This window comes from Cyclobacterium sp., assembly GCF_014762705.1.
Lineage (GTDB): Bacteria > Bacteroidota > Bacteroidia > Cytophagales > Cyclobacteriaceae > Cyclobacterium.
Genome location: NZ_JABURL010000117.1, coordinates 20050 through 40596 on the forward strand (window position 1 = coordinate 20050; position 20547 = coordinate 40596).

At 42.4% G+C, this 20547-nt stretch carries 19 protein-coding genes; 7 read left to right on the plus strand and 12 right to left on the minus strand.

Annotated features, from left to right (window positions below; all coding sequences use genetic code 11):
* The 10 genes from HUJ21_RS23070 to HUJ21_RS23115 all read right to left on the minus strand — a co-directional run bounded on the left by HUJ21_RS23070 (position 1) and on the right by HUJ21_RS23115 (position 7430).
* Entirely contained in the window at positions 1–660 is a 660-nt protein-coding gene (locus tag HUJ21_RS23070; protein WP_291373202.1) for a hypothetical protein, read from the minus strand.
* A gap of 87 nt (positions 661–747) precedes the next feature.
* The gene (locus HUJ21_RS23075; RefSeq protein ID WP_291373204.1) at positions 748–3258 is read right to left on the minus strand and encodes a TraG family conjugative transposon ATPase; all 2511 of its coding nucleotides are present in this window, start codon (positions 3256–3258) and stop codon (positions 748–750) included.
* Positions 3230–3541: a DUF4133 domain-containing protein gene (locus HUJ21_RS23080; protein ID WP_291373206.1), complete on the minus strand. Its 312-nt coding sequence runs from the start codon at positions 3539–3541 to the stop codon at positions 3230–3232. Before HUJ21_RS23080 ends, HUJ21_RS23075 begins: the two co-directional genes overlap by 29 nt.
* Entirely contained in the window at positions 3541–3846 is a 306-nt protein-coding gene (locus HUJ21_RS23085) for a DUF4134 domain-containing protein (RefSeq protein WP_291373207.1), read from the minus strand. Before HUJ21_RS23085 ends, HUJ21_RS23080 begins: the two co-directional genes overlap by 1 nt.
* 53 nt (positions 3847–3899) lie before the next feature.
* Entirely contained in the window at positions 3900–4220 is a 321-nt protein-coding gene (locus HUJ21_RS23090) for a DUF4134 family protein (protein ID WP_291373208.1), read from the minus strand.
* 1 nt (position 4221) lies between these two features.
* Positions 4222–4569 carry a hypothetical protein gene (locus HUJ21_RS23095; RefSeq protein ID WP_291373209.1) on the minus strand — a complete coding sequence of 116 codons (348 nt, stop codon included), beginning with the start codon at positions 4567–4569 and terminating at the stop codon, positions 4222–4224.
* Between the two features lies 1 nt (position 4570).
* Positions 4571–4912: a hypothetical protein gene (locus tag HUJ21_RS23100; protein ID WP_291373211.1), complete on the minus strand. Its 342-nt coding sequence runs from the start codon at positions 4910–4912 to the stop codon at positions 4571–4573.
* Positions 4891–5535, minus strand: a complete 645-nt coding sequence (locus HUJ21_RS23105) for a ParA family protein (protein WP_291373212.1) — start codon at positions 5533–5535, stop codon at positions 4891–4893. Before HUJ21_RS23105 ends, HUJ21_RS23100 begins: the two co-directional genes overlap by 22 nt.
* A gap of 12 nt (positions 5536–5547) precedes the next feature.
* Positions 5548–7050, minus strand: a complete 1503-nt coding sequence (locus tag HUJ21_RS23110) for a relaxase/mobilization nuclease domain-containing protein (protein ID WP_291373214.1) — start codon at positions 7048–7050, stop codon at positions 5548–5550.
* A complete protein-coding gene (locus HUJ21_RS23115; protein ID WP_291373215.1) occupies positions 7050–7430 on the minus strand; it encodes a hypothetical protein in 381 nt (126 codons plus the stop codon). Before HUJ21_RS23115 ends, HUJ21_RS23110 begins: the two co-directional genes overlap by 1 nt.
* Positions 7431–7557: 127 nt before the next feature.
* Between HUJ21_RS23115 and HUJ21_RS23120 the strand changes: the two genes are divergently transcribed.
* The 7 genes from HUJ21_RS23120 (at position 7558) to HUJ21_RS23150 (ending at position 15100) form a co-directional block, all read left to right on the plus strand.
* The gene (locus HUJ21_RS23120; protein WP_291373216.1) at positions 7558–7794 is read left to right on the plus strand and encodes a hypothetical protein; all 237 of its coding nucleotides are present in this window, start codon (positions 7558–7560) and stop codon (positions 7792–7794) included.
* 257 nt (positions 7795–8051) lie between these two features.
* Entirely contained in the window at positions 8052–9599 is a 1548-nt protein-coding gene (locus tag HUJ21_RS23125) for a hypothetical protein (protein WP_291373218.1), read from the plus strand.
* A 357-nt stretch (positions 9600–9956) separates the two neighbouring features.
* Complete coding sequence (locus HUJ21_RS23130) at positions 9957–10754, plus strand: hypothetical protein (protein ID WP_291373220.1); 798 nt, start codon at positions 9957–9959, stop codon at positions 10752–10754.
* Positions 10755–11217: 463 nt separating this feature from the next.
* Positions 11218–11724, plus strand: coding sequence for a transposase (locus HUJ21_RS23135; RefSeq protein ID WP_291373221.1), 507 nt, complete (start codon positions 11218–11220; stop codon positions 11722–11724).
* Between the two features lie 36 nt (positions 11725–11760).
* Entirely contained in the window at positions 11761–12828 is a 1068-nt protein-coding gene (locus HUJ21_RS23140) for a nucleotide-binding protein (protein WP_291373222.1), read from the plus strand.
* A 694-nt stretch (positions 12829–13522) separates the two neighbouring features.
* Positions 13523–14203 carry a hypothetical protein gene (locus tag HUJ21_RS23145; RefSeq protein WP_291373223.1) on the plus strand — a complete coding sequence of 227 codons (681 nt, stop codon included), beginning with the start codon at positions 13523–13525 and terminating at the stop codon, positions 14201–14203.
* A 633-nt stretch (positions 14204–14836) separates the two neighbouring features.
* Positions 14837–15100, plus strand: a complete 264-nt coding sequence (locus HUJ21_RS23150) for a hypothetical protein (protein ID WP_291373225.1) — start codon at positions 14837–14839, stop codon at positions 15098–15100.
* Positions 15101–15928: 828 nt separating this feature from the next.
* On the opposite strand, the gene HUJ21_RS23155 is transcribed toward HUJ21_RS23150, so the two are convergent.
* Both HUJ21_RS23155 and HUJ21_RS23160 read right to left on the minus strand, forming a co-directional pair.
* Positions 15929–19009, minus strand: a complete 3081-nt coding sequence (locus HUJ21_RS23155; protein WP_291373227.1) for an efflux RND transporter permease subunit — start codon at positions 19007–19009, stop codon at positions 15929–15931.
* Between the two features lie 12 nt (positions 19010–19021).
* Complete coding sequence (locus tag HUJ21_RS23160) at positions 19022–20536, minus strand: efflux RND transporter periplasmic adaptor subunit (RefSeq protein WP_291373229.1); 1515 nt, start codon at positions 20534–20536, stop codon at positions 19022–19024.
* Positions 20537–20547 lie beyond the last annotated feature (11 nt).

Below are 20547 nucleotides of genomic sequence, written 5' to 3' on the forward strand. Positions count from 1 at the left end.
TTATCGGGTTAAGGCTTCTCTTTTTCTGAGGATGTCATTCATAATATCCAGGTCCATTTCAATGTATCCCTGGAAAGGGTTCAATGACTTGAATAGTCCCTTCATGCTGGCAAATTGCATGGACCGGTACATCCCATAGGTGTAGGATCTCAGTATCAGCAATTCATTCAGAATGGTGTTGATTATTTTTGCCCTTTCCCCCGCATCCATCAGGTTATCCTTGCCTCCCTTCAGGGCAAATTGCTGCACTTCAAGAGCCAGGGCGGTGGCCCTTTGCTGAAACAGTGAGGCATTTTGTTGGGCAAAGACAAGGAATTCAGGGTTGGTACGGGCCAGTTCCAGGATATCCCGGACATCACCGGAAATGCCTGTTGCGATCCGGGCTATCTCTTTTACATCGGCGAGATTGGTAAGTATGGCGCTCACCTCGGTCAGACCTTCATAAAGTTTCTCCTGCATGGTATTCACCACCGTAAGGTTTCCGGTCACCGCCAATTGCCCCCTTTCTATTAAGGTCAGCCGTTCATTCGTGTTGTTCAGCTGGGTATTGATGACCGCTGCATGGGTGGCCTGGGCTCCCGAAACGGCAGGGTCCACATACACCTGGGCCTGCGCCAAAACACTGGTGAGCATCAAAATAAGAAATGTGAGGGTTTTCATATCGATGATTTTAAGTGGTTAATTCTTTCTTTTCATGTGTTTAATAATTGTTTTGAGTTGTCACATGGAATCTCGCGTGCTTAATAATTATCCCAATGTGACGTTTTCGTCATGCTCGATTTCCCCATAGGGAATTCCGAGTTGATTGATCAGGGAGAAAAAACGGTTCAATTCCGCTCCTGAATCTTTGTAATCCGCCACAAAGTGGTCCAGGCCTTCTTCGTAATTGCCATAGTGATCAATGTAGATTTCCACTGCTGCCTTTTCGGGCTTTTCGGTGGTGTAGGTCAGGTATTGGTGAAGGGAAACCTCTACCCCATACACTTCTCCGCTTGCTCCTCTTCGGATATAGACCTCCTTGAACCTGCCCCGGCCTTCTGTATTGTCAAACTGGTTGATGGTAAAGATCTTTTTTCTCTCGTGTTCATTGATGGAAAGCAGGGAGGCGATTTCATCATAGTGGTCCTTGAATTTTGACTGATCCAGCAAAATGATGGTATCCGAGTTATTCACGATGCTATCCTTAACCACCGTATTGCCAATGATGTCTCCCAGTTCCTGGGTCACCACTATGGCTTCACCCCAGAATTTCCGCACCGTCTTGTACAGGTAAAGGATATAGTTGGCCATTAGTGGAGAGGCAATGGCTTTCCAGGCTTCCTCAATGATCAGCGCTTTTCGCTGTTTGCTTCTGAACCGCATCTTTTGGATAAATACATCCATGATGATCAGCGTGACGATCGGAAAAAGTACTTTGTGTTCCTTGATGGAATCTATTTCAAAGACAATAAAGGATTCCCCAAAAAGGGACTGGTCCACCTCTTCATTCAGCAGGCTGCCATACTCCCCTCCCCTATAAAATTTCTTCAGGACGAACTTGAATTCATCGATGTTGAAATGGATGTTTTCCTTCTGGATCATCTCCGGAATAAATACCAGGGCAAATTCATAAAAGCTGTTAAAACAGAGGCGTGGTTTTTCTGCAGGGGCTTTAAAATAGGATTGGTAATAGGCGGCAATGGTATCGGATATCACATCAGATTCTACCTGAGAAATCTGGCCTTCCGCTGATTTCCACAGCACAGAGATCAAGGTGAGCAGGGCATCTTTCTTCTCGATGTTGTATTCTTCCCTGCTGATGGCAAAGGGATTGGTGGTAATGGGACTTTGCTCGGAATAGGTAATGTATTTCCCCCCATAATAGGCACAAAGCCCAAAATAAGAATGTCCCGTATCCACGATAACTACATCCATCAGCCACCTGGGTTCCGGGCTTTTGTTGTACATGCAATACTGTTCGATCAGGGCATTCATAAAAAAAGACTTACCCGAACCCGATGGGCCCAGGACAAATTTATTCCGGTTGTTGATCCGGTTGGTCTGCATGGGCAGGTCGGCGGGATCAATTTTGACCGGTATGCCCTGCCGGTCCGTCAGCCTGATCTGAAAATTGCTGACCTCGTCCCGGCTCATGGATTCCTTGAAAAAGAAGCACAAGGCCGCATCGGAAGTTGTCAGGAAATAATCATAGGGTTTCAATTCGGCCGTATTGCAGGGCAATGCCGTTCTGAACAATTCCAATTGGTTGTAGGCATTCCTTGACGGAATGATTCCCTGCTGAAATAGAGAAGATTCTATGAAATTGGCGGTTCCCTGAATCAGTTCTTTCTCCCCCGACACCAGGATATTGAAATGGGAATTGACCAGCAACTGGTTGTTTCTGGTAATGTCCTCCAACAGTTGGTCAATGTCTTCCACACACATATTGTTCGCGGAATCGGGTATGCCGGAGTGCCTTTTCCGTTTCAGTTCCAACTTCCTCTGGGTCATGGCCTGGGGCACGATTTCAATCACCTGATTATAGATAATGGTGTTGAAATGGGGTACTGAAAACAAAAAGCCCATATTGTCAATGGGAAAGCCCTTTAGGGTATCCTTGTCGGTCCTGACCTGATGGGTGCCCACCCTTTGGGGCAGATCAATGGTATCCGTATTGATCAGACTGAGGGAGCGAACAGCCCTTTTGCCCATCTCTACCTGCTCATCTCCTGCAAGCAGGTTGTTCAGGCAGAGTTGGTTTTCATGGAAATTCATGGACAGAATTCGTCTGATATACCGGTTGATCTGATTTTTGTTTAGGGCATTTACAGGCAGGTGACTTCGGATAAATAGATCAGCTACCTTGTTAATGGATTGGGTAAAATCATGGAGTTGTTTTTGGCTGTAGGTGTAAAAACCTGATTTTGCCCTTCTGGTGATTACCAGAAAAGTTTGGTGGAAAGTGTAGATCCTGCCCCGGAAATGTTCATCGTACTTCCGTTGCAGATATTCGCCGGAAGCTTCCGGGTTGAACTCCTTCCTGCTCAGGATATCCTGCTTCTGGATCAGGTAGCCTTCTCCCAGTATTTTGATGGCATTGACATAGAGCTGGTGGAAATTGTCATAGTTCCCCGGATCAGCTGCATACTGCAGGACAGGGTTTTTGATTTCCAATACCACCCCAAAGTCACCTTTTTCATTGAAAAGGATATCATATCCTTTGCAGTGATCCACTCCAAGATAAGGCAATTTAAAGGGTGTTTTTCTCCGCTTTGGCATGGTGATAAGGCTTTAAATCTGTTGGGGGCAGGAATACCCCCAGGTTTCTTGTTTTATTATGCAGACCTTTTTTCTGTTGTTGACTGGTAAAATAAAGGCCTCCTGTAATCGTGCCTATGGTAAGGATTCCTCCAAAAACCATATCGGTAAGGCTACCAATCAAACCGCCCAGGACCAGGCCCAAAACCAGGGAGGCGATGCCCCAGCCTATGAACTTGCCCTGAAAACCCTTGTACATCAGGGGTTTTTGAAGCCCTTTGTAGATGGAAAACTGCTTGCCCATCAGACTCCGAAAAAGGCCTTGATGACCACGCTGACCAGGACCATAAACAGGCAGGAACCTCCCCAGCCCATCAGTTCTTTGTTGATGTCCTGATCGCCACTATTCCATTTGATGTATACCCTTACCCCACCTATGATTCCGACTACCGCGCCGATAACCAGACACAGGGAAGCCACTGGATCCACATAGCCAATTAGTGAAGATTCTGCTGCCGTGATGCCCTGCACTCCCTGGGCTTTTGCCCGAGCCAGGGTAAGTACCGCCAGCCCCACACTTGCAATTGATTTTTTGCTGTTTTTAAACATGATTGAAGGATTTAAATGATTTATTTTTATTGGTTGATTTTAAATATTCGTTTTTAGGATATGGGTACCTGGTAAAGAGCGCTGAGAAAGATTCCCAACACGGAAAGGAAAATACAGGCCCCGAACCAACCGGCTACTTCCATGTCAATGTTTCTTCTGCCCATTTGCCAATTGTTATAGATCCTCAACCCTCCCAGCAATCCGAAAAGAGCTCCCAAGACCAGAATCGCAGAGGAAAGGGCCCTGAAGTTTTGGGCCATCAGGCTTTTCCCTTCATTGATCTCCGGAATTCCGGGAGGTGTTTGTGCCATGGACACCCTAATTCCTACCAGGAAAAACATGGTGACTGCGAGGATAAGATAGGAGGTCTTCATTTTAGTAAACCAGGTGTTTTTTGACTTCTATCGTTTCGTTTTGAGCCAGCTTAAACAGTTCTGTCATACTACTGACCCCACCGGTGGAAACATTGGTATTTTCCCGGTAAAGTCGCCATTGGTCGCTGTCTTCTGGTTTGGCCTTCCCCACACCGTAAGCGGAATGGCTTTCAACCTGATCGTCCTCATCGATAACCTTTGTCGGGGTTTCCTCTGGTAGTTCCAGGAGTTCATCTCCTCCGATCAGCAATTCATCGTTTTGAGGTTTTAGCAGATCCAGGACCACCAATACCCCGTAGTACAGCAGGTAGCCGGATGCCAGGTATTTGATAAATTCAGTCCATCCCATGTCATAGTTTTTTAAATGATTCGCGGATCTCCTCTATCAATTCCGGATGATCCTGAAAAAAACGCGTCAGTAGGAAATTGATAAACCGGGTCACGTCTACAGAAAATACCGGATACAACACCTTTAGAATCTCCTCGTGCCGCTCGTCGATTTTTATCAGTCTCTTTTTGCTCCCTTCAATCCTCAAATCTCTGACATTTTCCAATTGATGGAATATTTCCTTGTCATGGTTGAGTGAGCTCCCTTTGGTCAGCTTTCTCATCCTTCCGCTGGCAGATTTTGGGGAAGACCTATCCGGACGGAAATTGCTCATTAGATTTTTTATGTATTCGTCTTGTGCCATGCCGGGTCGATGTATTCGTTGTAAATGGACTCAAAAACGGGTTCGATCACCTCAATGATGTTGGCCGGGATGTCATAGGTGGTGATCCTCTGGAAATCTATCCGCTCGGTGATGCTGTTTGTGACCACCCCGAAATTTTTCAGGGCATCCTGAACGGATTTCATAGTCTCGTATTTGACACTGCTCCGCACCCGGTTGGGAATAAAAATGATTTTAGCCTTTGGATTGATCTTCAGGATCACAAAAGAAAATTCGATGGTAGAAGAAACGGAGTACTCGTCGTAGCTGAAAGGACACAGAATTAAATCTGATTTCCGAAACACCGGAACCAGTTCGTCGTCATCCATTTTACCCGCCAGGTCAATGATGCTTACCTGGTTTTCATCTTTAGAAGCCTTTTTTTGAATGGATGTAAACTGGGAAAGTTCGGCAGCCTCTACCGGATACAGCGGTTCGTTTTCAATCACCTCCGCAGCCTGGGCTTTGTTGTAAAGGGATCGCTGAAAGTCCATATCATAGACCTTGACCGGTTTGTTTTTGGCGAGCGACAGGTAATTGGAAAAAAGGACTGACAGGGTGCTTTTTCCGACTCCCCCTTTTTGGTTTGCGAATAGGATTATCATATGCATTGGTTTTTATCTGATGCTTCTTTTTTTGTTGTCTTTCTCTTTGTTCCTTCTCCTGCCATGCAAGGCCTCATCGTCCACATCTTGATGGATATCCAGGCTGATGTTGGAGATCGGGTTTGCTGTCTCCCGGTCAGGTTCAACCTGATCATTTGCCTGGGATTCTGAAGCAGGGGTTTCTTTGTCCGGATGTACCGGCACCAGTGCTCTGGATGCTCCGCCGGTTCTAGTCAATGGGCTTTGTTCTGTTTCATTCCGCTCCGGAACATTCCAGAGGCGGGCAAAGCGATTGTATTCCCCGCTCCTAAGAATGGCTTCCAGGCTGATGAAAAACCGCTCCCGGGTATCCAGCAGGTACAGGCGCTTTTCGTTTACAAGTAGGTGAAGTCCATATTCCTCAAGACCCCTTTGGAGATTGGCAAAATCCTCCAATACTGAAAGTAATTTGAGCCGATAAGCTGCTTGCATTGGAAGGCGTTTGAACCGGAATATGGAATCCCTGGTCCCGGTAATATCTTCATAAGCAGTCTTATCTGCCTGGAAAGCGAAATTGATGACTTTTACAGTATCCTTTGTTTCCTCCCAGACCAGGTTTTTGAGTGGAAAAACTTCACTTCCTTTCAAGATAATTTTTCTGTTATGGTCAATGATGGTATAGCCATAGGGGGCTTTCCCATCCTTACCGTGAAAAATCAGTTCCACTCCGAATTTTTCTTTAAGAAAGTCCGCCAGTTCTGAGCGGTATCCGGTTGGTTTTCCCAGGCGGTTGCCTTTTAACGGTTCGAATACCGGGACTGGGGCACTATTGTACACCTTTCTGTATTTGTCGAATAAGGCATGGAGCTGCTTGATTCTTGCTTTATCCGGGGAATAGGAATTGGCTTTAGTATTTAGTTGCTTGAGTGAAATTTCACCCTGCAGTAAGCCAAATTTGTACAGGGCTAATTTGCCTTCTTTCTCCTTTAGGCTGTAGCCCCGGGTTTCCAGGTACAGCTTTGCCTGGCTTATTGTGGAAAAGGAAAAGACTTTGAGTTGATCAAGTACCTTTTTACATTCCTGCCCCGGATTCCGGTTCCTGATTTCCAACATGCATTTTTGCGCCCTGATCCTTTCCATGCTGTCGTTGATTTTCTTGTCATCGTTCCCGATTCTGGAGGAAACCATATGGACATGGTTGTTTTTGGTGTCCCCGTGGAAGACGATCAGGTAGGGATTGCTGCTATAGCCCATTTTATGCAACCATTTTTCAGCCATCTCCGTAAGCTCCTTTTTATCAAATTCACTCCCCTTGCAGGAAATCATCGCATGGAACTGTTGGTTTTTGACCCGGGTATTGCGATTAGAGTGGACTTTCAGATAGGTTTTCATTTCATCCGGCGTTACTTTCCGGGCCGATTGCAGGTAACCGAAATTCCTGAATTTCATCAGCTCTCCCCTGGCAGACTGGGTCTTGTTGGTGTTGTAGGACACCCCGTTGAAAGTACTGGTCGATGATAGGATTTTGACGGTCATCAGCTGATGGATTTATAGATTTTCCGGAAAGTCCGGTTCATGTCCTCCTGATAGTCCAGGTACTGGGTAAGGAGGCTATTAAACCGGGCAAATACCTTGGGATCCATGTCTTTCACCCTGGAATATTGATTGGCATGTTTGGCCAGCTGGTTGATATTGTTGTTGACCCTACCCTGTTCGGCCGCCAGCTCATTCAGCGTTTGGAGCAGTTTATCGGTTTTAATAATGGAAGCATCCCCCTGTATTTTCCGGATCAGGTTCCTCAGCGTATCGCTTCTTGAAATACCCGCACTACTGGAGAATTCATCCAGGAATTTCACTTCCTGCTCATTCAGCCGGAAGGTGATTTTGTGGGTTCTGTTTTCCTTGGAGTCCTTCATGGCTATGTAGTAGCTTGGCCCTTTCCAGGCATTGTTTGACCCAAAGAGAAGGAGAAAAAAAATGGGATAAAATACGTAAAAAGCTATATTTTAGGGGTATACGCAGGTATGCGTATATGGGAGTGATATGGAAATTTATATTGGTAAAAAATATAAAATTGGAAAAACCACCAAAACTACACAGCCTATTTTCAAAACAAGTCCGGGCTTGTTGTTGCTATTTTTAATGGTTTGGTTCGGCTATTGTAGTAACTATTCAAACGGCTTTTTCCAGAAATATTTCCATGCGAGTCTGAAAAAAGAGGCAAAAATCACAACATTTTTCGGCACAGATATCGGGACTATTTATCAAAAGGGAGCCTGACTTGAAGTAATTCATCATTTAATGTGTCATTGGTTGGGTAGAACCACAAATATTTAAAACAATTGAGCCTCTAGCTTCTGGTTCAGATAATCATCAGGGGAGATATTGAAAGGCAATAATGAAAAGAAAAAAAGAACCAGTTGAGCGAATCTATATATTTCATATATTTAGGAAATTTTACAAATACAACCAAAAGTAAAATAATTGTGCTGTGCAATAATTATTATCCTTTCATTTTGTATATTTAAATCGTATAAATGGCATTATTTGACAAATTCATTAAGAAAGACAATTCATTAACATTTACTACAAAGAACTTCTTTATCGGATCACCGGAAGCTGAAGCAGAAAGTGTTGCTCATTCTAGGATGAGGTTAGCAGAGGTGTTTGAAGATTTTTTGAACGTACTTCCAGAATTGCAGCATGAGAAATTCCTGATTACCGGACGAAAAGGTAGTGGGAAATCCGCAATTGCAGAATACATTTCTCATTTATACGAAAAGGAAGCAAACTGTTTTTCTTCCTTTATAAGAAAATCAGACATCAACATCGAACGTATTGCACAGCTTACCCAAGAACATGACCAGAATGTTACTCAAGAATTAATAATTGAGTGGGTAATTCTGACTAAGCTTACCTTAATGTTGACATCCAAAGAGTCTTTACAGAATTACAAAGAAATTTCTGACTTGCAAGTTTTTCTCAAGAAAAACTCTGGATTCATTGATATTAAATCCAATCAGATTACTCAGGTAGTGCAGAGCAAAGGACATGAATTGAATGTTAATTATTTCAAAAGATTTTTAACTGCCAAATTTGGCAATAAGTTTGACATAACCAAGGAAAAGGCTCCATTTTATAAGCTAATTCCTCATCTGAAAGCAACAGTTCTTGAATTAATGAATTATCCAGAAAATCGAGAAAACAAATTTATTTTAATTTTTGATGACTTGGACATTGGCTTTAAATCAACTTCTGAGAAGAATAGGAATACAATCCTTAATTTAATTCGTGTTGGTAAAGACTATAATAATAATTTTTTTGGAAAAAATAACTTAGATTCAAAGATCTTCATTCTCTTACGTGACGACATTTCAAGAATTCTTTATAAGTATGATGCTGATACGGCAAAGCTTTTTTCTAGCTATGCCGTTAGTTTAGTATGGTATGAATTTGATTCTCACAAAAGATTTGATCAGGAAGATAAAACTAAATTAAAGCAATTTATTAATAAACGATTAGTTGTAAATTTTGAGAAGCTCGGTAAAACTTATAACAAAAATGACCCTTGGTCATCCTTTGTTGAAAACGATCCAACCTATAAAAAAACAAGCTTTAAATATATTGTCGATCATACGTTTGCACGACCGAGAGATCTAATTCTCTTTTTCAGTCCCATATCTTCAATGGATTTGCAACTACCTCTTCAAAAACGGGATATAAATAACTTACTCGGAAAATATTCAGCCGAATTGATTGCTGAGGTTAAAAATGAACTCTCGGCCCATTATTCCTCAGAAGATATTGATAGAATTTTCAAAGCACTTTATCAATTCTCTAGTGGCAACGAATTTAGCTTCCAAGAATTCATTGAGTTACTAAAGGAAATGGGATTTCAAGAAGACTCCGAAATTTCAGTTTACAAACTCTTTGAATATTCTTTGATAGGTAACTCAATTCCGGACTCTAACAAGGTAACCTTCAAGTTTTGGGAAGAACGCGATGAGGTAGTTAAACTGAATCGTGATCACCCCTTAGTTATACACTTTGCAATGAAAGTTTATTTGGCCAATAGAAAATATTAGTTACATGATAACCTTTAAAATCGGGACATTCGTTTTGTAACGGGCATTTCATTAAACATAACTACCGTTCCATCAGTATTTTGATTAAAAACAAATAGGGATGAAGTCATCATTATATTGATCATGTCATCTCTTATCAATAAACCATTCGGCACAGGCTTTTCACCTGTTGGAACGGTTAACTTTTTGACCTATATTCACCATTCAAGGCACACCCAATGTATAAAAATAATAGCCGAGGTAGTAGTGAATTCAAGGGCTGTGCCTGCGTCAACTTTTGGGTAAATTGGCATGTTGAAGCCCATAATCGGCTACTATTCTTATACGAAACGTTGGCAGTAATTAGAATCCTAAAAAATGAATGACTTGGAATTAGAATATTTCTTATTTAATCTACCAATTTATACTCCCATTCAAATAACAAAGGAGAATCGGGACAATTTTATTTTCTTGTTGAGCTATGGTAGAGGTGATAATCAGCGGGATGTTGAAGGATATAACCCTTTCAGAAAAACCGAATCAACATTTAATGGGTGGAGTAATATCAATGAAAACATTGATTATTTTGTGAAATATGGTGGAACTGATGGCATAGGAATTAAATGTAAAAGGTACGGAGACGTACTTAAATTTTATATTAATTATAATCCAGAGAAGCATATTTTAATGAAGGTTGGACAGTACCCCTCAATAGCTGATTTTCACATTCAAGAGCTTAATAAATATCGCAGAGTCTTGGATAAAACTAAACTAAAGGAGTTCAGCAAGTCAATTGGTTTAGCGGCTAACGGTATAGGAATTGGCTCATACGTTTACTTACGTAGAATCTTTGAAACATTAATCGTTGATGCGAAAAATATGGCAGAATCTGATGGAGCAATCACTGATGATGACTATCAAAAAGTAAGAGTTGAAGACAGAATTAAACTTCTAGCAGAATATCTGCCCAATTTCCTTGTAGAAAATAAATCAATGTATTCTATACTTAGTCTAGGTATACACGAATTGGACGAAGAAACCTGTTTAGCTCATTTTGATTCATTAAGAGTTGGAATTGAGATAATACTCGATGAGAAATTGGAAGAAATAAGAAAGAAGGAGAAAACTGAGGAAGCAAAAAAAAGATTAGCAGCAATCAAAGGGAAATTAAAATAATTACTGCCAATCGTGGATGGCCGCAGGCCATAAGCCTGCGGAGCACCCCTCACACCACCAAGGTGCGACAAGAAGTCGCTTAGATAACTGTTTAACGTTCAAAGAACGATTAAACCTTGTGTTCCATCAATAGGATACGTGCATTTCTGGTAACGGAATTGTGCGAAGCTATCCGGACAATATAGCCCGTAAAGGGATTCTGTGAAGAATCTCTGTTGCGCACCACCGTCAGGTGCGGGGGAGTATTGGGTATGGTCGACATACGTGAACTGCTGAAAAATGTCGTGACGTGTAAACAGCGAAAGAAGATACCACGATTAGACTAAAAGTATCCGTCCGATAAACCCCATATATCAGAATCCGGGTTCAATTGGTAAACTTGTCGCATGAAAAGACAAGATGAACAAGAAATGAAAATGCTTTAACCCCAAAAGGCATCGACCTCAACTTGAAGGCTTATCAGATGTTTGAAGGTATTTACCTACTGGCTATCGAAGGAATGAGTTTTTCTACGGTACTAGCCTTAATGAGTGAAGTGGGAATAGAGGGCATCAAGAAGTTCAAAACTGCCAAGCACTTCGCTTCCTGGCTGCGGCTGACCCCCAACAACAAAGTAAGCGGGGGAAAAGTAATTTCAAGTAGAGTCCCAAAAGGAAGCAACAGGCTGAAAATCGCTTTACGGAATGCAGCCAATGCGATTAGAAACCTGAAGGATTCCACACAACTACGAGACTTCTTCCATAGAATAAGCTTTAGAAAAGGAAGGGTTTTGGCCATCAGTGCAACCGCCAGTAAGCTGGCCGTCATCATCTGGAACATGGTGGTGAATGGAGTTCCCAATATTAATCCGGAAGGCTATCTCTTCCTGGATCAGAAAAGAAAATTGGGTTTAGTTAAACGGATAAAGAAAAAAATCGATAAATTCGGTTTGACTAATGAGGACCTGGGGCTCGATTTGACTAAGATTTGAGGGTTTTTTTGTACGTTAGTCAGAATACAATAATCAATGAGACCAAGGGTATTTATCGGATCTTCGACTGAACAACTCAGCATTGCATATGCAATCCAAGCGAATCTTGACCATGATGCGCAGGTGACAGTTTGGACACAGGGGGTCTTCCGACTTTCTAAAAGCGCTTTAGAGTCTTTGATGGACTCTCTAGATTTATTTGATTTTGCAATTTTTGTATTTCATCCCGATGACATTACTAGAATAAGAAACAGTTCTTTTGAAACTGTTCGTGATAACGTGGTTTTTGAGCTTGGCCTTTTTTTAGGCAAGCTTGGGAAGGACAAAGTTTTCTTTCTCGTGCCATGTAATTCAGAAGGGCTTCATCTCCCAACAGATTTGTTAGGGATCGCACCAGGGACATTTGACAGCAACAGGGAGGATGGAAATATTGCAGCAAGTGTTGGACCTTTTTGTAATCAAGTAAGAAATCATCTTAAGGAATTCCTCTATTTGAATATTGAGGGTATTCAAGATCAGCCTAAAAATATTAAGGACATTGTGATTAAGAAAGAGGCAAACTGGGAACACCTTCTTGCCGCTGAACTTCTTTCTCTGAGGCTGGCTGACATAAACAAGGCTTATGACGAACTGGAGTCGGAACTTCTGATTTTAAGGCTGAAACCGATTTCAGCTGAAGATTTTTTTCAGTGGTTTAAGACTACAAATTCAAGCTTAAAGAATTTCATCAATTTCTTTACCAAGTGTTTAGATGAACTTATAAAATCATTTGGACCTCCGGGAGAGGCGGGAAAACCTATTGAAATAAAAAATGCGGTCGAACGATTTCGCCTTCTTTGTGAAGAATTACTCAGCCTGGAGTATGAACTTTACGGTTTTGATCCTCCAGACGAACTGGAAATTATAAAGACGAAATTGAAAGGATTCACCAAAATTATGTTCATCAACGAGATCAATCGACTTCATCGGGAAACAAGAGAGGTAATTCTGGCTTATAGAAAGGGTGAATCAATCAAAGAATTCCAATTAACCCTTAAGCCAGAATACCCTACATCGATGAATGAGGTGTTGGAGATTTTTAGGGCTGAATTGGGATACTTCTAAAAAAGTACTGCAGCCAATGAGTAGCCCGACCTGAACTAAATGGACTCTGGTTTAGGCTCTCTCACCACTGTAGTGCGACAAGAAGTCGTTTAGATAACTGTTTAACGTTCATAGAACGATTAAACCTTGTGTTCCATCAATTGGATACCTGCATTTCTGGTAACGGAATTGTGCGAAGCTATCTGCACAATAACCCGAAAAGAGATTCTGCGAAGAATGTCTGTTGCGAACTAACGTCAGGTGCGGGGGAGTATTGGTATTGGTCAACATATGAAAACTGCCAATAAATGTCGTGACGTTTAGACAGCGAAAGACTTTTATACGCGGAGACCAAAATGGTATTGGGTACAGTTAGCAGGCTTTTCGGTTTCTGCTACATGGATTTCGATTTTCCCGGCTGGCCTTCTCGCTGTAGACTACCCCGCTCAAAAGTCAGGTTTACCCCTGCTCATAGAGATACCGATTAAGATCGGCACAGGCAACCGAAATGCTTCGAAACAGGTTTTACCCGTTTGAGCGGTCAACTTTTTGACCTATATTCACCATTCAAGGCACACACAGATGCTAAAAAATCATAGGCTAATGAGCTATTTGCAAAGAGCTTTTGAATCGGGTACTTTTAATAAATTAACAAGCGGTCAGCCTACATATTTTAGCTGAACGTTTTATTCCATTGGTGTAAACGTAATAACTTATGCTTTATATAATTCCAACTAAGAGAGGAATCGGAATTGAACTCTGGGGAGCTTACGGTGACCTAAATAACTTTTATGAAGTTATAGGTAAATTTTGGAATGACGAAAAAGCATCCGAAAAACTAGGATTCGAAAACCGAGACAAATTGATAAGTAACTTTTCATACGAAATAAGAAAAGCAAAAGATAACAGTCGTTTAAAAAGGAAGAACAATCACCTTTATCCATTTGAAGAAGGAAAATATTTGGGTACACAATTTTCATGGGTACACTTCTTGTTTTCAATATCAGCACTGAAATACAACATGCAGTTTTACGAAACAAACAAATTCGATATTTCAGTAATTCTTCAAATAGAATTTTGGCTTGAAAAGGCCATGAATTCCTACGATGAAACTGGGGCAAGAAATCTGATACCATTTATCAATGATGGATTACATGGAGCAAATGAATATATCTATCAATGCATGAGAACAACAAACCTTGAATACTTCTTGCTGGGAGGTGGTAAGAAAGCTTTTAGGAAGTTGCCAGAACTTTTAAAGCGTGGAATTTTCTATACTGAGGAGTACAACGAACACCATAGACGTTTGGAAGCGGATGCGAATAGATTGAACTGCAAACCTTCCGAATTGGAAATTGATGATGACCACATAGATTACGACGGAATAAAATGGTAAAAACAGACTCCAGTCGAGTAGGTAAAGAGGAGTCCCACCCCTATACCTTTCACAGAACCGTGGTGCGACAAGAAGTCGGTTAGATAACTGTTTAATGTTCAAAGAACGATTAAACCTTGTGTTCCATCAATAGGATACGTAAATTTCTGGTAAAGGAATTGTGCGAAGCTATCCGGACAATATAGCCCGTAAAAGGATTCTACGAAGAATTCCTGTTGTGCACCAACGTCAGGTGCGGGGGAGTATTGGATATGATCAACATGTGTGAACTGCTGATAAATGTCGTGACGTGTAAACAGCGAAAGACGTTGACACGCTGTGACCAAAATGGTAAGGGGTATAGACAGCAGGCTTTTCGGTTTCTGCTACATGGATTTCGATTCCCCCGGCTGGCGCTCTCACTGCAGACCTCCCCGGTGAAATGTCAGGAAAGGCTTTGCCAATGGATTGCCTTCGGGACAGCCTGCCCTGACTCAGTCAAGGTTACCCCGTCCTTAAGCGATACCGATTAAAATTGGCACAGGCTACCGAAATGCTTCGGCGCTGGTTTTCACCCTCTGTATTAATTTGCTATCTTCGATACCAGATGCCCATGTTGGGCACACACATTGGAGCGCATAAACCGAAAAGCATATGACACCTGAAATTCAAAACAAATTAAATATTTGGGCTGGACAATTTCATGAATCTAAACATCCTAAAGATTATGAACGATTTTATGAGGTTGTAATTCAAAGTTACAAGGACGATTATCGTCTTTCCGGAGATTCGATCCAAGAAGTACTAAAAACCGCTGGTAAGTTAAATTCACAACTTATTTCCGAACTGTCGGATTATTATTCTGACTTGTATCATCATCTTTATAATTTATTGGAATTCAATAACTCACCAAGATAACGTTGCTTTTTTTATATTTCATGATAGTTTTTTTTTTATTGAATGCCGTTCTCAGCATACTAACCAAAGTTAAAACTCACAAACTGCTGAGATCGGGTGATCATAAAATCCGAAAGTCTAGTTGGAGAATTGGCTATTCTCCTAGTGAACTCACCCAACTTTTTGAACAATCTAACTCTAAACAAATGGACGACAAAATTAGGAGTGTAATCCGGCTAACTCGACCATTTGGACTTGGGGGATTTATATCTCAATCTTCATCCTAATAAGTATTCTGATACATCTAAATTGAAAATACTTGATCGAGAAGTGTAGGCGAAGTGGAATCCCACCTCTAAACCTCTCACAGAACGTTTCGACAAGCTCAATGCACCGACGTATCCCATTTGACGGGACCGGCTCTCGCTAAGGCGGGACAACGTGTGAACCTCTCAATTGTTCAAATATTTTATTTTCTTTAGCGGAATTCAAGAATGCTGGCGCATTTCATACGGCTCACATTATGCCGTCGGTTAGTAGTCCATTATGGTAGACTAATTTGTATCCCAGTCCCCAATGATAAAAAAGGTGGGCGTATTCGTCAGTACAAGCCCCGCCGTCTGGCTTATAGTATTTCCTGAAACATCAGGGCTTCACCTACACTTCCCTCGCTCCTCACAGCAAGCCAGCTTTGAGAAAAGACAGGGTAGGCTTGCCAATTGCTTGCCTTCGGAACAGCCTGCCCTCACTCAGTCAGGGTTACCCCCGAACTTAGGGATACTTAGCTTCTTAACTAAAATGCAACCATTCGGAACTCCCGAACAGATGCTTAACCTTTAAACGTTCAAATTACTTCCGCTTCGTCACCAGCTCATACACACACGGAATCACCACCAGATTAAGCAAAGTTGCTGACAGCAAGCCACCCAAAATAACTACTGCCATAGGACTTTGAATTTCATTGCCCGGTTCCCCTCCTTTCAATGCAAGCGGAATCAAAGCAAGTCCAGTAGTGAAAGCAGTCATAAGAATTGGGTTTAACCTGTCCAAAGCTCCTGTTTTAAGCAATTCAAAACCTTGCATTCCTTCTTTCCTTAAATCCTCATATCGAGAGACCAAGAGAATACCATTTCGGGTAGCAATACCAAACAAACTGATAAAGCCAATCGTAGCCGCGATGCTGATGATACCCGAAGTGAAGTACACGATCAAAATTCCACCAATCAGCGCTAATGGCAAGTTGATTAAGACAATGAAAGAAAGTTTTACATCCTGAAACTCATAATAGAGCAAAAGGAAGATGATCAAAATAGCCAGAACCGCAGTAATGAGCAGCAATTGAGAAGCCTTTGCTTCACTCTCAAACTGACCGCCATACTCGACTCGATAGCCTGGGGGTAAGTCAATATTCGACCCAACAATTTGTTGAATTTCATTAACTACCCCGCGCAGATCACGGCCCTGGACATTGGCTGCTACCACAATCTTTCGCTTTACGTTCTCTCGTGAAATGGTATTGGGAGAACTTACGGATTTCACCTCTGCCAACTGATCCAACGGAATTTCACCTCCATTCGGCATAGCGATCAAAGCAGACTGTAGGGCTTCCATACTATTTCTCGATTCTTTTTGAAAGCGGACTATCAGGTCAAAATACTTTTGACCCTCGTATATTTCTCCGGCCTTTTCCCCGGCAAAAGCCACATCCACCTGCTCCATCAAATCACCAACGGTCATTCCAAAAGCAGCCAGCATTTGTCGTTTAGGAGTGATACGGATTTGCGGCACTTCTACCTGTTGATCTACTGCCACATCTGCAATCCCTTCAATGGACTTGATATTGGTTTCCACACTTTTCCCCAACTCAAACAATTGCTGCAAGTCATCCCCAAATATCTTAATGGCAATATTGGCACGTGTTCCCGAAAGCATGTGATCGATGCGGTGAGCAATAGGTTGACCCAAGGTGACATTCACACCATGTACCACACTGAGATTCGTCCGTACTTCTTCAAAGAATTGCTCTTTTGATTTTCCATCGAGAGAAAAGGGTACATCTATTTCAGCCGCATTCACGCCCTGTGCATGTTCATCCAGTTCGGCTCGTCCGGTTCTGCGAGTGACTTCTTTTACCTCAGGCATTTCCAACAGTAGCTTTTCAATCAGTTTACCGTTTTTATTGCTCTCTTCCAATGACATACCAGGTACACCTACCGCACTTATTACCAACGAGCCTTCATTGAACTCAGGCAAGAAACTACGGCCTAATTGCGTCCATAGAATCAAACTGATAATGAAAGCCCCAACGGTCAACCCAATCACTGTCTTGGGAAATTTCAACACACTTTCCAAAGTTCCTGCATATCGAACTTGCAGCCAGCGTTCCACCTTCGTTCCTCCTGCTTGCTTGCTGAGTACTTTTTCACTTTTTAGCAAATAGGAACACAGCACCGGGGTCACCGTCACCGCTACAATCAGGGAAGTTAATACCGAAGTAATAAATGCAATTCCAAGTGGTTGCAGCAATCGACCTTCCATGCCACTCAGGAAAAACAACGGCACAAACGATACAATGATGATCAACGTAGCAATGATAATCGAGCTACGGATTTCCACCGAAGCATCTTTTACCACAGTCAGCACAGGCAATTGTTCAGCCTTTGGCTTCCGGAGGTTTTCTCGCAATCGCTTGAAAACATTCTCCACATCAATAATCGCATCATCTACTAGGGCTCCAATGGCAATGGCCATACCGCCCAGGCTCATGGTATTGATGGTATACCCCAACAGCTTCAACACGATAATGGAAACCAGCAGCGAAACCGGAATAGCTACCAAGGAAATTACTGTAGTTCGCCAATTCATCAGGAAGACAAACAGTACAATCAATACAAAGAAGGCTCCTTCCAGTAGCGTTTGATTCAGGTTATCAATAGAAGCGTCTATAAAATTGGCCTGACGGAAAATGTGGCTTTTAATTTCCACACTTTCGTGCAAAGTAGTATTCAAATCTGCAATCGCTTCATCCAGTCTTTCGGTCAATTCCAGTGTGTTGACATCCGGTTGCTTGGAGATAGTCAAGATTACGGCAGGATCGGCATTCAATGACCCATCACCAATCTTGTCCGCAGCACCAATTTGTACTGATGCAACATCCTTAATCTTGATGGATTGTCCATTCACACTTTTTACTACTGCCTCTTCCAAATGTTCAACAGAGTAAGCTCTGCCACTTCCTTTGATGATGTACTGATTGCCGTATTCATTCAGAAAACCACCTGGAGCATTCATATTGCTCTCTTGTACCTTTTCCAAAAGTTCGCCAAGGCTCACATCATAATATTTCAGCTTCTCGGGATTGGCCAACACTTGATACTGTTTATAATCGCCACCAATTACAATCACATTGGCAATACCACCAATGGATTTAATTCTTGGCCGGATCGTCCAGTCTGCCAACGTTCGCAGTTCCATCGGAGACAAACTATCCGAACGAACACCCAATAACATCACTTCACCCATAATGGACGAAATGGGAGCCATAGTGGGCGAACCAACACTGGAAGGCAGGTTTTCACGTACCATCGGGATGCGTTCACTTACAATTTGCCTTGCTCGATAAATGTCCGTTCCCCATTCAAATTCTACCCACACAATGGATATTCCGGCAGCAGATGACGAGCGGATTCTTCGCACATTGGGCGAGCCATTCATGGCCGTTTCCAATTGGTAAGTCACCAGCTTTTCCACCTCTTCGGATTCCATGCCATGAGCTTCAGTCAATATGGTCACAGTAGGAGCCGTAAGGTCAGGAAACACATCTACATTCATATTTCGGGCAATGTACAAACCCGTCACACTCAACACCACAGCAGCCAAAAGCACCATTAATCGGTTTTGTAGTGAAATCGATAATATCTTATTCAACATAACTTCTACCTTTTAATGTGCGTGACCATGAGCAGGTGCCTGACCGGACAGGGATGCCATCTTTACCTGATAAGCCCCTTTGGTGACAACCACTTCTCCATCGGACAAACCCTTGATTATTTCTACTTCGCTTCCGTTCCTTTTGCCAAGGGAAACATTCCTGCGTTCAAAGCTTTCACCGGACAGTTGGACAATTACGGAGTAGTTGCCGTAATCCTCCATCAAACAAGAAATAGGGACAACCAAACTTTCAGTTGCTTTCCCAAAAGCCAGTTGCGCTTCTGTGAAACTACCTTCCGGCAATTCCACACCTTCATTTACTTCGGCATAAACAGAAATCAATGGTTGATTGGCTTCCACCTCCTTACCCACAGACAGGATTTTACCTCCTTTTTCATTCAGGCTCGACCATGTGCCTTGCTTGGGTTGATACCAAATGTTTTGGATGTTTTGAAGGGCGGCACTGTATTTAGGACTAACCTGTACCTCGAGCAAGCTACTCTTATGGCTTGTCACTGTAACTAAAGCATCTCCCTGGTTAGCAAAGCCACCATTTGCCGCCTGAATGGATTTAATAAAACCATCCATTGGAGCGGTGATCTGTTTGCCCCCTGCACGATATCCACTACTCAATGTTTCGTAGTTGGTTTTTGCTACCAGATACTTTTGCTCGACCTGCTCAAATTCTGATTTGGGTACAATCTTCGATTCGTACAATTCCTTCTTTCGCTCATATTCAGATTTGGCTTGCTCATAATCTGCCTTGGCTTTCTGAATCTCTGCACTTAGGTTATTGGAAGTCAGCCCGGCACTACTGATGGTCATGAGTACCTGACCTTTTTTTACAGCACTACCTTCTGTCAATACGCCTGAGCTAAAGCTCACTCGTCCCGTTGCAGGAGCCACCAGCGTTTGATAATCAGAAGGTGCAACTTTCCAGACACCGGATGTTGGAACAGTCTGAAACACTTCTTTCTTCCACACAGGAGCGGTTTGAAACTCCATCTTCCATGCTTGCTCTTTTAGGAAGGTAATGGCATTGCCATTTTCGCCCTCACCAGCCAAAGCCTTCTCAGCTTCTTCGGCAGTCGCAAAAACGGTAATTTCTTTCAGTTCAATCCTATCCGAATAGGCAGGAGTTTTCAATTCAAAAACCAACTGATAAATCCCTGCTTCCTTAGGCTGAAGTGATGGTCCGAAAATTCCTGGAGAAGAAGGAGTATCCACCGAATGACGAATGCCTTTATCTCCTTTGATTAAACTCACAGTTACACTCCCTTCTCTCACAGGCTGATGCCCATTCAGCACCGTAAAGTGAGCTGCAAAGCGACTTGTTTCACCCACTACCAATGCAGGAAACTCCACGAACAATTCCGTTTGGTCTGTCCAAACCGTATAAGCAACAGCAGGTTTTTCGTCACCAGAATGCGAATGACCGACATCATCATCATCATGGCTATGTCCATGATCATCCGTTGATTGGCATGAAAAAACCAGCAACGAAAGCGTTACTACTATATATCGCATATCCACTTCTA

Coding starts and splice junctions, on each gene's coding strand:
- HUJ21_RS23135 (WP_291373221.1), top strand. CDS start 11,218: ATGTTTGAAGGTATTTACCTACTGGCTATCGAAGGAATGAGTTTTTCT.
- HUJ21_RS23145 (WP_291373223.1), top strand. CDS start 13,523: ATGCTTTATATAATTCCAACTAAGAGAGGAATCGGAATTGAACTCTGG.
- HUJ21_RS23115 (WP_291373215.1), bottom strand. CDS start 7,430: ATGAAGGACTCCAAGGAAAACAGAACCCACAAAATCACCTTCCGGCTG.
- HUJ21_RS23105 (WP_291373212.1), bottom strand. CDS start 5,535: ATGATAATCCTATTCGCAAACCAAAAAGGGGGAGTCGGAAAAAGCACC.
- HUJ21_RS23120 (WP_291373216.1), top strand. CDS start 7,558: ATGGAAATTTATATTGGTAAAAAATATAAAATTGGAAAAACCACCAAA.
- HUJ21_RS23110 (WP_291373214.1), bottom strand. CDS start 7,050: ATGACCGTCAAAATCCTATCATCGACCAGTACTTTCAACGGGGTGTCC.
- HUJ21_RS23155 (WP_291373227.1), bottom strand. CDS start 19,009: ATGTTGAATAAGATATTATCGATTTCACTACAAAACCGATTAATGGTG.
- HUJ21_RS23130 (WP_291373220.1), top strand. CDS start 9,957: ATGAATGACTTGGAATTAGAATATTTCTTATTTAATCTACCAATTTAT.
- HUJ21_RS23070 (WP_291373202.1), bottom strand. CDS start 660: ATGAAAACCCTCACATTTCTTATTTTGATGCTCACCAGTGTTTTGGCG.
- HUJ21_RS23080 (WP_291373206.1), bottom strand. CDS start 3,541: ATGGGCAAGCAGTTTTCCATCTACAAAGGGCTTCAAAAACCCCTGATG.
- HUJ21_RS23140 (WP_291373222.1), top strand. CDS start 11,761: ATGAGACCAAGGGTATTTATCGGATCTTCGACTGAACAACTCAGCATT.
- HUJ21_RS23090 (WP_291373208.1), bottom strand. CDS start 4,220: ATGAAGACCTCCTATCTTATCCTCGCAGTCACCATGTTTTTCCTGGTA.
- HUJ21_RS23150 (WP_291373225.1), top strand. CDS start 14,837: ATGACACCTGAAATTCAAAACAAATTAAATATTTGGGCTGGACAATTT.
- HUJ21_RS23095 (WP_291373209.1), bottom strand. CDS start 4,569: ATGGGATGGACTGAATTTATCAAATACCTGGCATCCGGCTACCTGCTG.
- HUJ21_RS23160 (WP_291373229.1), bottom strand. CDS start 20,536: ATGCGATATATAGTAGTAACGCTTTCGTTGCTGGTTTTTTCATGCCAA.
- HUJ21_RS23075 (WP_291373204.1), bottom strand. CDS start 3,258: ATGCCAAAGCGGAGAAAAACACCCTTTAAATTGCCTTATCTTGGAGTG.
- HUJ21_RS23125 (WP_291373218.1), top strand. CDS start 8,052: ATGGCATTATTTGACAAATTCATTAAGAAAGACAATTCATTAACATTT.
- HUJ21_RS23100 (WP_291373211.1), bottom strand. CDS start 4,912: ATGGCACAAGACGAATACATAAAAAATCTAATGAGCAATTTCCGTCCG.
- HUJ21_RS23085 (WP_291373207.1), bottom strand. CDS start 3,846: ATGTTTAAAAACAGCAAAAAATCAATTGCAAGTGTGGGGCTGGCGGTA.